At 35.1% G+C, this 12,658-nt stretch carries 12 protein-coding genes; 2 read left to right on the plus strand and 10 right to left on the minus strand.

Annotated elements, in window-relative coordinates:
• Window positions 1-390 precede the first annotated feature (390 nt).
• The 8 genes from MG290_RS01140 to arsC all read right to left on the minus strand — a co-directional run bounded on the left by MG290_RS01140 (window position 391) and on the right by arsC (window position 7,503).
• Window positions 391-735, minus strand: a complete 345-nt coding sequence (locus MG290_RS01140) for an SdpI family protein (RefSeq protein WP_264562098.1) — start codon at window positions 733-735, stop codon at window positions 391-393.
• A gap of 65 nt (window positions 736-800) precedes the next feature.
• Window positions 801-1,259, minus strand: coding sequence for a hypothetical protein (locus tag MG290_RS01145; protein WP_264562099.1), 459 nt, complete (start codon window positions 1,257-1,259; stop codon window positions 801-803).
• Between the two features lies 1 nt (window position 1,260).
• Window positions 1,261-2,616 carry an alpha/beta hydrolase family protein gene (locus MG290_RS01150; RefSeq protein ID WP_264562100.1) on the minus strand — a complete coding sequence of 452 codons (1,356 nt, stop codon included), beginning with the start codon at window positions 2,614-2,616 and terminating at the stop codon, window positions 1,261-1,263.
• Window positions 2,617-2,621: 5 nt separating this feature from the next.
• Entirely contained in the window at window positions 2,622-3,200 is a 579-nt protein-coding gene (locus tag MG290_RS01155) for a YIP1 family protein (protein ID WP_264562101.1), read from the minus strand.
• 3 nt (window positions 3,201-3,203) lie between these two features.
• On the minus strand, window positions 3,204-3,476 hold the full coding sequence (locus MG290_RS01160) for a DUF2089 domain-containing protein (RefSeq protein ID WP_257498579.1): 273 nt from the start codon (window positions 3,474-3,476) through the stop codon (window positions 3,204-3,206).
• 128 nt (window positions 3,477-3,604) lie between these two features.
• On the minus strand, window positions 3,605-4,531 hold the full coding sequence (locus MG290_RS01165) for an EamA family transporter (RefSeq protein ID WP_264562102.1): 927 nt from the start codon (window positions 4,529-4,531) through the stop codon (window positions 3,605-3,607).
• 55 nt (window positions 4,532-4,586) lie between these two features.
• Complete coding sequence (locus MG290_RS01170; RefSeq protein ID WP_264562103.1) at window positions 4,587-7,052, minus strand: TonB-dependent receptor domain-containing protein; 2,466 nt, start codon at window positions 7,050-7,052, stop codon at window positions 4,587-4,589.
• Between the two features lie 109 nt (window positions 7,053-7,161).
• The gene (gene arsC / locus MG290_RS01175) at window positions 7,162-7,503 is read right to left on the minus strand and encodes an arsenate reductase (glutaredoxin) (RefSeq protein ID WP_264562104.1); all 342 of its coding nucleotides are present in this window, start codon (window positions 7,501-7,503) and stop codon (window positions 7,162-7,164) included.
• A 56-nt stretch (window positions 7,504-7,559) separates the two neighbouring features.
• Here arsC and MG290_RS01180 point away from each other — a divergent pair, with 56 nt between their 5' ends.
• On the plus strand, window positions 7,560-8,444 hold the full coding sequence (locus MG290_RS01180; protein ID WP_264562105.1) for a CPBP family intramembrane glutamic endopeptidase: 885 nt from the start codon (window positions 7,560-7,562) through the stop codon (window positions 8,442-8,444).
• 2 nt (window positions 8,445-8,446) lie between these two features.
• Window positions 8,447-9,481: an AMP-binding protein gene (locus MG290_RS01185; RefSeq protein WP_264562106.1), complete on the plus strand. Its 1,035-nt coding sequence runs from the start codon at window positions 8,447-8,449 to the stop codon at window positions 9,479-9,481.
• Window positions 9,482-9,520: 39 nt separating this feature from the next.
• Here MG290_RS01185 and MG290_RS01190 read toward each other — a convergent pair whose 3' ends face one another.
• Both MG290_RS01190 and MG290_RS01195 read right to left on the minus strand, forming a co-directional pair.
• Window positions 9,521-10,786: a T9SS type A sorting domain-containing protein gene (locus MG290_RS01190; RefSeq protein ID WP_264562107.1), complete on the minus strand. Its 1,266-nt coding sequence runs from the start codon at window positions 10,784-10,786 to the stop codon at window positions 9,521-9,523.
• A 240-nt stretch (window positions 10,787-11,026) separates the two neighbouring features.
• Window positions 11,027-12,643, minus strand: coding sequence for an ABC-F family ATP-binding cassette domain-containing protein (locus MG290_RS01195; protein ID WP_264562108.1), 1,617 nt, complete (start codon window positions 12,641-12,643; stop codon window positions 11,027-11,029).
• Window positions 12,644-12,658 lie beyond the last annotated feature (15 nt).

Below are 12,658 nucleotides of genomic sequence, written 5' to 3' on the forward strand. Positions count from 1 at the left end.
GGAAAGGATTTAGCAAAACCGCATGATGTGCGAAGTTCGCGAAGCGACAAGCGCATCGTGCGGTGCAGGCGTCGCCCCGATGTAGCGAAAGGAGCGTAAGCGGATTTCGCTACATCACCCAAATATACGAAAGTTTTTTAATTAACAAAAAAATGTTGTATTTTTTGAAATAGCTTGTTAAGATTGATTTTTTCTTTCAAATTATGTTGCGTATTTTGAATAGAGTTATGCGGTATTTGTTTAAAATCTATTTAAAATACGCAATGCTTTCGGTAGTGTATCATATTAATTGGTAACAGCATTTTAGCAATTATTGCTAACTTGTTCTAAGCAAAATTTGTGGTGTTTTCGTAAATGTCAAAAATGCAAAATAATCGTTTTTGTTGTGTGCTAGTCTATTTTTTTTAGTGCGCGTTCCACAACCACAATCATTAAAACTGTTCCAATAATCATCACACCTAAACCCAACATAAGATCGGTGGTTTCATTGGTTTTAAATAAGCCTTTGGTGGGGGCAATCAATAAAAAAACAACTCCGGTAAGCATCATGATTTTGGCGCTGTATGTTTGCGCAAAATTCCATTTTTTCTGGTTTTGCATAGATGATGCTGTGCGGTATCCATACAAACTATTGATTTTTTTTGGTGGAAACACATACATTACTGCCGCAGCAAGTATAAAAATTATTCCTACTAGAAGCAGCATTTGGTTGCAATATTCTAAAATTATATCCATTTCTATAATTTGTTATAGTTTTTTTTGAACGATGTGTGTTGCGTAAAATCGATTTTATACCGCAATTAAAAACCTAATTGTGTAACTATTTTTTCTAATTCTTGCGGTTTTTGGGTGCCAATAACCAGTTGCTTGCCATTTTTCAATTTTATGTGCAAGCCTTTGTTGCCACGTACATTGTAAACCGTTCCATAGCTGGTCCACAACCGAATGCCCCAACCACCAACAAAACCGTAATTTATCACACGCATTGTATCAATATCTGATAAATGAATGCTTTTGTTTACAAACGGAATGTAAGTTAGTTGAATGTTGCTATTGGTAATTGTAGTTTTTAGTTGCAATACCGCAAATAAAAATACCGAAAGTAATAGGATGAATACAATCCAAAGGCTGTTTTTTGATAAAGAATTTGTTACAACTTCTTTATACAAAACCATTAAAGGAGCTGCTGAAATAGCAAGCAACAGTACCCACAACCACCATTGGTTAAAGCGTTGTTTTTCTGTGAAAACTGGTTTCATATTATTTTACATTTTCGTTCAACCATTTGGTAATATCTTCTAAAACAGCAGGTTCCATGGTAGTTTCAATAGTACCGTATTCATCCGGCATGCCTGTTTTTGCCAATTGAAACAAATGGTTTAAGTTTGGATATGATTTTATGGTAACATTCTTATTGTGTGCCAAACCTTTTCGCCAACCTTCTAAATTTTCTTTTGCGGTAACCTGCACATCTTTTTCGCCGTTTAAAATCAAAGCTTTTGCTTTTATTTTGGCAATATTTTTTTCAGGATTGTATCTAATAAAAGTTGTAAACCAATTAGAATCTGTTGCAGCAGCCAAGTCGTTGATTTGTTTTTCGGATAGTTCTTTATAAGCAGGATCTGTTTTTAAGAACGATTTAATCGCTTGCTTTGCTTTTTCATTGGATGGATTGTTTTTAATGATTTCATAGATTTTCTTGTAAAGATTTTTACTGGCTTCTAGATCTTCGTTTGATAGTCCGTATGCTTTTTCAATCTCGTATTTTTGAGTAAGCATTAACTCGTCAATTGCAATTCCGGGACCGGCAAGCGAAATTATAAATGCAACATCTTTGTTTTCAGCAGCTACAATTTGGGCAATCATTCCGCCTTCGCTGTGTCCTAAAATACCGATATTTTTTCTATCGATTTCTTTAATGGTTTTAAGATATTCAAGAGCACTTTTGGTATCTTTTGCAAAATCAAAAGTAGTGGCTGATTCAAAATTACCTTCCGATTGTGCTACACCTCGATCATCATAACGCAACACTGCAAAACCGTTTTTTGTAAGGCGATCGGCAATAAGCAAGAAAGGTTTGTGTCCCAACAATTCTTCGTTTCGGTCTTGAGCGCCGCTGCCCGATACTAAAACAACTGCGGGAAATGGTCCTTTGCCGTTTGGCATGGTCAATGTTCCGGCCAATTTTATTCCGGCTTCTTTGTTTTCAAATGTTATATCTTGGATTTTATAGCTGAATGGTGGTTGTGGTTCCTGCGGACGATTGCGTGTAAATGTACCTTTTTTGAAATTTAGTTTAAACGATTGTCCGCCTTGTTTAAAGTTTCCGTTGATAGCGTTCGCGTTAGCCAATTCGCCTTCATAGCTCATAAACATACGCGCATCTTTCAAGAATAATGTATTGTTTTCAAATCGAATTTCCTGTAATTCGATTCCATAAACCCCTTGATCTGGACTGTCGGATGTTGCTTTGTATTGCCCATTTTCTTTGGTGATATGCAGCACAAAGGGAAGCTTTCCGGTGGGTAATTCAATATTTCCGTTCCAAGTTCCTTCAATTTGGGCAAAGGAAACAAAACTAAAGAGTAGGGCAAAAAGTAGGATGATTTTTTTCATGATATTTAGATTGAGTTGATTAAAAATGAACATATTGCATCTGTAAAAAGAAGGATTACAAAAAATAGGGCATAGTGTGCTGTTTTTTTTGCGTTTGTTGCTGTTTTAAAGCCAATAAATAGCAAATAGATATAATAGATGAAAAATACAAAACCAGCTATTCCAACAAAAATAAATAATAGAGGGGGTGATTGTGTATAAATACTTCCGTCTTTTAAAGCGTTGAGCATTTTTTCGGTTTCTTCGGTTAAAAAATTATTGAAATTTTGGAAGAATGAAATATAGATAGGAATTAATGCAATGAGAACGGTATTTAAAATATCGATAAATCTCGTTTTTTTATTGATTATTTTTCCCAAAGTAAAAAATACAATCGTTAATGAAACAACAATTATTAAATGCCATATAATGACTTGTTTTAATTCAGGTGTTTCTAAAATATTTAATCTTAAGATTTGTTGCTGTAATTGAAAATAATAAGCTAAGAAAATTCCTACAATGAAAGTAGCTATTCCAACAAAGAACAATTTTTTATCTTCAACAATGGCAAAAGGGTTTTTCAGAATTTGTAATAATTGCTTCATAAATTACATATTAAGGTCTTTAATGTGTTGTATCATATCGTCTAACTGGTTGCGCACCGTTGGATAGCTTACTCCCAATTGAGCTGCCATTTCTTTCAAACTACCGCTGGTTAAAAAAAACTGTAGAATGAATTCTTGTTGCTTAGGTGACAGTTTTAAAAATACCGGCAACGGATAATTTCCCTGAACCACCGTTTGGCAATTTTCACAACTTAATTGCGATACACTCAGCAATGTTTCACAACTTGGGCATTGGGTGGGTAATTTTGCTTTCATATTAATAAAATTAAGTAGTACTTTAATTTTGTTTATACAAATGTAAATAAAATTAATAAATTAAGCAATAAAAAAATCCATCAGTTTTATATTGATGGATTTTAGTTTAATATTATTTAATTGGACTTTTACTTTGTACGGATTAAATTCCAATTGATTAATAAAACTGCGGCAAGAATGATTGCGATTCCAATCCATTGCGAAAACAGTACCTGTTCCTGCAAAAAGATAAATGCAAAAGTTACTGAAACAGGAAGTTCCACTGCCGAAACAATACTTCCTAAACCAACTCCTGTTAATGGAAATCCTTTGTTTAATAGGATAGGAGGTAATACTGTTCCAAAAACTGAAAGTAAAATGCCCCACGTATATAAAATGGAAATATCGAATGTTTTTAAAGCAATAAAATCCGAAGCAATTAATTGCATGTTTAAGTAGGAGGGAAGTATTTGCGAAAGCAAACTAAAAAGCAACACTATGATACCGCCACCCAAAAGCATAAACAAACTGCGTTTATAAGCATTCAACTCTTTTGCAATGCTGTTGGTGCTGTATAAGGTTATTGAGAAAGAAATAGCAGCTAAAAATCCGAATAAAAATCCTTTAAAATCATAGATTATTTCGTTGTTCAACAAGTTTGTTGCCAATACAGTTCCCAATAAAACAAAAACAACAGCTGCAAATTTTGAAAACGTAGGCATTTTTTTAGCAATAAAAGCTTCGATTAAAACACCAATCCAAACCGACTGCATTAACAAAACCACTGCAATCGATGCATGGAGGTATTTTACGCACAAATAGTATAACACGCTTGTAAACCCCATCGATGAGCCGCTGATCAGCAGTTTTTTTACATCGCTTTTGGTAGCTTTTTTGGTGTTTTTAATAAATAAATTCACAACCAAAAGGCATAGTATTGCCAAAAAAAATTGCGAAAAAGTAACTTCGGCGGTTGTAAATCCTTGTTTATAAGCCATTTTTACAAACGATGCCAGCATGCCATAACTACTGGCTCCTAGAGCAACGAGTATGATTCCTTTTAATGTTGAGTTCAAAGTGTACTATTTAAAAAAAACAAAACTCGGTAAAAATACCGAGTTTTTTCAAACATTACATCATTTCTTCCATATCTTCTCCTGAAGAAGATTGTCTTATTTGATCTTTTTGTCGATCTTGTTTGGTTTGGTTGAAACGGTAGGTAAATGATAAGTTGAGGGTGCGTTCTCTCCATTGCATTTCAGCATAAGAATTTATAGCTGCAATATTGGTTTCCATGATTCGTTTGCGCGAATTGAATAAATCTTGCACATTGAGGGCGATAGTACCTTTATCTTTTAAAACTTCTTTACTCAAAGCCATGTTAACCGAAGCAATTCCTAGAATTTTTCCTTGAGCTGTTTTTTGTCCTCCGCGATACATAAAGTTTGTTTGCCAATCTATTTTCGATGGAAGTGTTACGCGCGAATTAATTCTACCATTCCATGTAAATGCATCGTTATCAAAGTTTTGGTTCACCGTGTTTCCTTCAAAGTCTGTATAGGTGTAATCGCCGCGTGTGGAAACCTGAAACAAGTTTGCATTGGCATTTATACGCCACCAGCGAAACGGATTGTAGTTGGCATTCAACTCTAATCCATAGCGGTATTCGGTTGCCAAGTTTATTGGACCACTTATCGTAATGGGAATACCTTCTTCGTTCACTCCATCCACACGGCGCACAAACTGCGTGGCATCGGTAGTATGGTTGTAATAAACAGAAGATGTTAAAGTAAGCTGACCAATTCGTTTCATATACCCTAAATCAAAAGCATTGGTAAACGATGGATCCAAATCGGGATTTCCCATAAAGAAATTAATTGAACTGGAATAATTACTAATTGGGTTCAACATACGCCCGCGCGGTCTGCGCACTCTGCGGCTGTAACTTATGGTGAAATTTTCATTACTTCCAACTTCATAATTCAAAAAAGCACTTGGGAAAAAGTTGTTGTATTTCTTTTTGTTGAAATCCATTGTGGTGAATTGATTTACATCTATTTCGGTTGCTTCCCAACGCAATCCAAACATATAACCAAATTTATTGATTTTGTTTCCGTATTGTGCATACAAAGCATGTACTTTTTCAAGATACTGCAAATCGTTTCTAAATAAATTATTGGGCTCTAAAACTCCTGCATCGTTCAACGAATTAATGTTGAATTTTGTGCCAATTTCAGTAAAATTACCCAAATAACCTGCTTCGAACTGATTGTTTTCATTGAAAGGCAATACATAATCAACACGTGCAATGTGTCGCAATTCGTTTTCAGTGGCTTTGGTTACATCTTGTGCCAAAATCGTATTTGCTTGATTGATGGTTGTGATGTTCGAGTCTTCAATGTCGGTATTCTTGTTCACACTGCCCGAAACATATAATTGATGCCCTTCTTCGTTGAATTTATAGGTGAAATCGGTGGTATATTCTACCGTTTCTTTCATGTCGTCTTCTTCGGTTTCGCGGACATTTCGGTACAATAAATTGCGGTTCGCATCATAATTAGAATAATTCAATGTGCGCGGATTATCACCTGTACTTTTTCGGTATGTGAATCCTTGTGTCCACATTAATTTGTCAGTTAAATTCCAATCAAAGCCAAAATTCCCGTTAAAACTTTCGCGCTCGCGCGTGTTTTTTGAATATTCATCAACATAGCTTGATGTGTTGCCGTTTTCATCAAAATATTGCGATTCGTTTAAAGAGTTTCCAAATGTTTTGTTTTTGGCGTATCCAACATTGGTGTATAGATTAAAATCTTTCTCGCGATAATTGATACTTGCATTGGTACCATAGCTCAAAGGATCGCCAACATTAGCCGTCACGCTTCCGTTTATGCCGTTGTTGCTTCCTTTTTTTAGAATGATATTGATGATGCCGGCACCACCTTCTGCTTCGTATCGGGCAGATGGATTGGTAATTACCTCTACACGATCTAACGATTCAGAGGGAATCATTTTCAAAGCATCGCCAATATTTGATGCCAAGCCAGAAGGTTTTCCGTCGATTAACACACGCACCGATTCGTTTCCACGCAAACTTACATTTCCTTCAGAATCAACTTCAACCGATGGAATATTGTCTAAAACATCGCTTGCCGTTCCACCTTTCACAACGGCGTCATTGCCCACATTGTATATTCGTTTATCCAACTTTAGTTCAACTGCAGCACGTTGCGTTTCAATAACAACTGCGCTTAAAACTTCATTATCACCTTCTACAGCAATGGTTCCAAGGCTAAGGGCGGTGTTGATTTCTTTTGAATCGATGGTAAAGGTTTTGTATCCTAAATATTCTACTCTTATTTTATAGGTGTCGGGCGTAACCGGAATGCTAAATTTTCCTGTGGCATCGGTCACATCACCTGTAATATTATTAGCGTTTGTAGTACTTTCAATAGTAATGTTTGCATATTCTAGCGGCGTGTTTGTTGCTTTTTCAACAACAGTTCCGGTAACCAATACTTGATTATTTTCTTGCGAAAAAACGGTTGACGTAGCCAATGCAAAAACAGTACAATAAACATAATTTATTGCTTTCATACATTTGTGAATTTAAGTTATGCAAAAGTAGGATTTGATGACCTATTTTTTGCAAATTTGATGTTAAAAAGGAGGATTAAATTGCGTTATTTTAAAACAAACAGTTTTTTTATAAAACTTCTTTAATTTTTTCAGCCGGACGGGCAATCACAGCCTTGTTGCCATTAACAACAATAGGGCGTTCTATTAACTGCGGAAAATCAACCATTGCTTGAATAATAGCATCGGAAGTCAACTCTTTACCTTTAAAATGTTCTTTCCAAACCGCCTCTTTGGTTCGAACCAAATCAATAGCATCTATTTTTAAAACTTCTAAAAGCGCTTCTATCTCGTTAAAAGATAGCGGATTTTTTATGTATTGAACAATTTCTACCTCTTTGCCAAGGTCTTGAAGCGTGCACAAACCTTCGCGCGATTTGCTGCATTTTGGATTATGGAAAATCTTAATCATCTGTATCAATTTTTTTACAAATTTAGTTAACTTCGTAGATAAATATTCGTTTTTTTATGTATTTAGAACAATTCAAAAAAGATCAACCAAGTATCTTAAAATATATTCCTTTTATTGTTGGTTTTATTGGTTTTATGGCGCTGAATATCATTGTTTCAAGTATGATGAATTTAGATGCAAGCACCATGATTCAGGACTCTATTAACCGCTTGGGTAAAAACTTTACTTTTTTTACCTTTTTAATTCCTTTTGCGTTTTTCTTGGTTTTGCTATTTGGTTGGTGGCTTGTTATTCACAAGTATTCTATAAAACAACTAACCACATCGCGCGCAAAAATTGATTATAAACGATTTTTTTTCTCGTTTAGCGTTTGGGGAGGTATTAATATTTTGGTATTGCTGATTAGTTATCTATTGCAACCAGAAAGCTTTCAGCTGCAATTCAATGTACAATCATTTATTCCACTTTTTATAATTGCTTTGATTTTTATACCGATACAAACCAGCTTCGAAGAATATTTTTTTAGAGGCTATTTTATGCAATTTTCTGCATTTGTAACCAAAAATCGAATCGCAGCTTTGATCATTACCTCGGTGGTTTTTGGGTTAATGCACTTAAGTAACCCTGAAGTTTCAAGTATGGGACTCACTGTTATGATTTTTTATATTGGCTGTGGATTTGTTTTGGGAATAATGACTTTGATAGACGAAGGTTTAGAGCTTGCATTGGGTTTTCACGCAGCTAATAATCTGTTAGGAGCTTTATTGGTGACCTCTAACGATGCTGTTTTTCAAACCGATGCTCTTTTTATTTTTAATGGTTCAAGCAATATTTATGAAATGTTGATACAAGTTTTCATTATTTTTCCTATCTTGTTGCTTATTTTTTCTAAAAAATATAATTGGGCAAATTGGAAACAGAAATTATTTAAACCTATTTAGCTATGGAAAAGAAAATTTGTATTCATCCCGATTTTAAATTAAACGGCAGATCATACACCAAAAATAGCATTTGTGAATTGGCAATTGCTTTAATTAAAGATGGCGAAGCGCACGAAAAAGACCTTGGCCGCTTAATTTTAGAATGGTTTGACGATAACACCTATATTTCTCTCACCACTTCCGGAACAACAGGCACTCCCAAACACATAGAACTGAGCAAACAAGCCATGGAAGCATCTGCAATGGCCACAGGAGAATTTTTTAAATTGCAACCAAAAGACACTGCTTTGCTTTGTTTACCAACGTGCTACATTGCCGGAAAAATGATGTTTATTAGAGCCGTGTTGCTGGGTTTGGAACTCGATTTTGTGAGCCCAACGAAAGCACCTCTTAAAAACACAAATAAAGTCTATGATTTTGTGGCAATGGTGCCTTTGCAAGTTCATCATTCCATAACACAAATCGAACAATGCAAAACATTGATTGTAGGAGGGGCACGACTTAGCGATCAAACTAAAGATTTATTGATGGATATGATGGTGAATGTTTATGAAACCTACGGAATGACCGAAACCATTACACACATTGCAGCCAAACGAATTGATGAAAAATATTTTACCGTGTTGCCACATGCCAATATTTCGCAAGACCATCGTGGATGTTTAGTAATTGAAGCACCTCTTATTGCCGATTATTTAATTGTGACCAATGATTTAGTTGAAATGCCCAATGAAATTCAGTTTGAATGGAAAGGCAGATATGATAATTTAGTGAACAGCGGCGGCGTAAAATTAATCCCCGAAGTGATTGAACAAAAGTTAGCAGAATACATTCCTTATCGCTTTTATGTGATGGGAAAATCGGATAAAGAATTAGGTGAAAAATTGGTTTTGGTTATTGAACACAAACCCTATACGTTGGTGCCTGAAGCTTTTGACAGTTTGGAAAAATATGAAAAACCGCGCGAAACTATTTTCATAGAGAAATTTAAAGAAACTCCTAACGGAAAAGTGTTACGAAAAGAATCGATTAGTTGAAAAAAAAATCGAACTTTATTTAGAGTTCGATTTTTTACATTAATTAACAACCACTTTTTTGCTCGCTTTGCCTTGATTGGTAGTAACCTCAACAAAATACAATCCTTTTGCAAGCTGACTAATTTCTATAACATTTTTAGTTGCTATTTTAACCACCTGACCCAAATTGTTGTAAATAGTTACTTGTTCTAAAACCAAGTTATTTTCTAAACTAATGTTTAATATATCTGATGATGGGTTAGGATAGATGTTGAAGTTTTGTGATACGAAATCATTGTTTGATAAATTAGAAACATCATACAGCGTAGTAATTCCTCTATTGCTAGAACTATGAGGTGAGCTAATAGCCGCGATTGTCCCATCTGATGAAAGAGCTACGCTAAAAAAGTTACCTATTGTACCTATTGTAGTAATTTCTACCCAATTTCCTGAAACATTTCTATATAATTTTGAACGATATACACCATTACTACTTACAATTAAAGTGTCTCCATCCCCTGAAAGAGCAATACTGATCTTACCAGTAATACCTCCAGCTATATCGTTTCCTATCTGTGTCCAAACACCTGCTATATTTTTAAAAACACGAACATGACCTAAATTACTAGCTGTAGCTGAAGGAGCACCAATAGCAACTACAGAACCATCAGCAGAAAGTGATACTACAGTTCCGCTAAAATCTCCAGCCGTTTTACCATCAATATCTTGTCCTATCTGTGTCCACCCACCTGAAATATATTCAAAAACACGAACATGGCCAGAATCGACTCCATTTCCATCATTTTTATTAGCCCCAATAGCAACAATAGAACCATTTGCTGAAATAGAAATACAAAAACCATTCTCATCTCCAGCTTCTTCTGCAATAATTTCGTTTCCCATTTGAACCCAATTTCCTGAAATAAATTGGAAAATTTTTACGTATCCTAAATTCGAGCCAAACGGTTTATTTAATGTTGGACTACTAATAGCTACAATAGTGCCATCAGCTGACAGAGAAACACTAGAACCACTTTGTCCACCTTGGCTAAATTCATTAACGTCACCTTGTATGTTTTGACCTTGTTGTATCCAAACTCCAGAAACATTTTCAAAAACCTGTACATGACCTGATACACTTCCTAATGATCCATTACCTGGCGATCCAATAGCAATAGTATTACCATCTGCTGAAAGAGAAATGTTATAACCAAACCTATCTACAATATTTGCCCCATTGAGATCTTGACCCAATTGTGTCCAAACTCCTAATATATTCTCAAAAACCCGTACATGAGCAGAATAATGCCCATTATCACTGTTCAATTGGGATCCGATTGCTATGATATTTCCATCAAAAGAAATAGAAAGAGCATCTCCACTTAAATCTCCTATATTTTTCCCAACAATATCCTGCCCTATCTGTACTTGGCTAAATCCTAAAAATGGAATTAGTAAAAAGTAAAGTAATTCTTTGTTTATATTTTTTAGTTTTAGTTAAAAAGTAAATATAATAAAAAACAGCTCCGTTCTGGAACTGCTTTTAAATAATATCATAAAATGTAATTAAGAATACATTTTTGTGCGTAATTCTTTAATTTTTGGATCGTCTAGATATTCGTCGAATGTCATGTAACGATCAATCACTCCGTTTGGTGTTAATTCCAGAATACGGTTACCAACTGTTTGCGCAAACTCGTGATCGTGGGTGGTGAACAATACCGAGCCTTTAAAATTTTTCAAGGAGTTGTTGAATGCCGTAATCGATTCCAAATCTAAGTGATTGGTAGGTTCGTCTAACATCAATACATTTGCACGAATCATCATCATGCGAGAAATCATACAACGCACTTTTTCTCCACCCGATAAAACAGAACCTTTTTTCAAAGCTTCTTCACCCGAAAATATCATTTTTCCTAAAAAGCCACGTACATAAACTTCATCGCGTTCTTCTTCGGTTTTTGCCCATTGGCGCAACCAATCAACTAAGGTTAAATCTTCTGTAAAGAAATCGTGGTTATCTGCAGGTAAATATGATTGTGTGGTGGTGATTCCCCATTCAAATGTACCTTTATCAGCTTTTAAATTGTTGTTTAAAATTTCATAAAAAGCAGTAGTTGCACGTGAATCTTTCGAGAAAACAACTACTTTGTCGCCTTTTGCCATGTTAAAATCTACATCTTTGAACAACACTTCCCCTTCAACCGACGCAGCTAATTCTTTGATGTTTAAAATTTGATCGCCTGCTTCGCGTTCTTGTTCAAAAATAATGGCAGGATATCTACGACTAGATGGTTTAATTTCATTTACATTTAACTTTTCGATCATTTTTTTACGAGAAGTTGCCTGCTTCGATTTTGCAACGTTTGCAGAGAATCTACGGATAAATTCTTCTAACTCGGCTTTTTTCTCTTCGGCTTTTTTGTTTTGCTGCGCACGTTGCTTAGCTGCTAATTGCGAAGATTCGTACCAAAAAGTATAATTTCCGGAAAAATGATTGATTTTTCCAAAATCGATATCAGAAATATGTGTACAAACCGCATCTAAAAAGTGACGGTCGTGCGATACCACTAAAACGGTGTTTTCATAATTTGCCAAAAAGTTTTCCAACCAACCAATTGTTTCAAAATCTAGGTCGTTGGTAGGCTCATCCATTACCAAAACATCTGGGTTTCCAAATAAAGCTTGTGCCAATAAAACACGTACTTTTAATTTAGGTTCCATTTCGCTCATTAAGGTGTAATGAAAATCTTCTGAAATCCCTAAATTTGAAAGCATTGAAGCAGCATCCGAATCGGCATTCCAACCATTCATCTCATCAAATTGCAATTGCAACTCACCAATTCGGTCGGCATTTTCATCCGAATAATCGGCATACAACTCGTCCATTTCCTTTTTAACAGCGAATAGTACTTTATTTCCCATTAAAATGGTTTCAAGAACGGTATGCTCATCAAACATATTGTGGTTCTGATTCAAAACCGACATCCTTTTGCCTGGTTCTAAAATCACATGCCCCGATGTGGGGTCAATATCACCAGCAATAATTTTTAAAAAAGTAGATTTTCCGGCACCATTCGCACCAATAATTCCATAGCAATTTCCTTGAGTGAAAGTAGCATTTACTTCATCAAACAATATACGTTTTCCAAATTGTACAGATAAATTTGAAACTGTTAACATACTTAAATTTTTTTA

This window comes from Flavobacterium sp. CBA20B-1, assembly GCF_028473145.1.
Taxonomy (GTDB): domain Bacteria; phylum Bacteroidota; class Bacteroidia; order Flavobacteriales; family Flavobacteriaceae; genus Flavobacterium.

Bases quoted from the DNA above. Each gene is read 5' to 3' on its own strand.
- MG290_RS01140 (WP_264562098.1), bottom strand. From the start codon at position 735: ATGGATATAATTTTAGAATATTGCAACCAAATGCTGCTTCTAGTAGGA.
- MG290_RS01145 (WP_264562099.1), bottom strand. From the start codon at position 1,259: ATGAAACCAGTTTTCACAGAAAAACAACGCTTTAACCAATGGTGGTTG.
- MG290_RS01150 (WP_264562100.1), bottom strand. From the start codon at position 2,616: ATGAAAAAAATCATCCTACTTTTTGCCCTACTCTTTAGTTTTGTTTCC.
- MG290_RS01155 (WP_264562101.1), bottom strand. From the start codon at position 3,200: ATGAAGCAATTATTACAAATTCTGAAAAACCCTTTTGCCATTGTTGAA.
- MG290_RS01160 (WP_257498579.1), bottom strand. From the start codon at position 3,476: ATGAAAGCAAAATTACCCACCCAATGCCCAAGTTGTGAAACATTGCTG.
- MG290_RS01170 (WP_264562103.1), bottom strand. From the start codon at position 7,052: ATGAAAGCAATAAATTATGTTTATTGTACTGTTTTTGCATTGGCTACG.
- arsC (WP_264562104.1), bottom strand. From the start codon at position 7,503: ATGATTAAGATTTTCCATAATCCAAAATGCAGCAAATCGCGCGAAGGT.
- MG290_RS01180 (WP_264562105.1), top strand. From the start codon at position 7,560: ATGTATTTAGAACAATTCAAAAAAGATCAACCAAGTATCTTAAAATAT.
- MG290_RS01185 (WP_264562106.1), top strand. From the start codon at position 8,447: ATGGAAAAGAAAATTTGTATTCATCCCGATTTTAAATTAAACGGCAGA.
- MG290_RS01195 (WP_264562108.1), bottom strand. From the start codon at position 12,643: ATGTTAACAGTTTCAAATTTATCTGTACAATTTGGAAAACGTATATTG.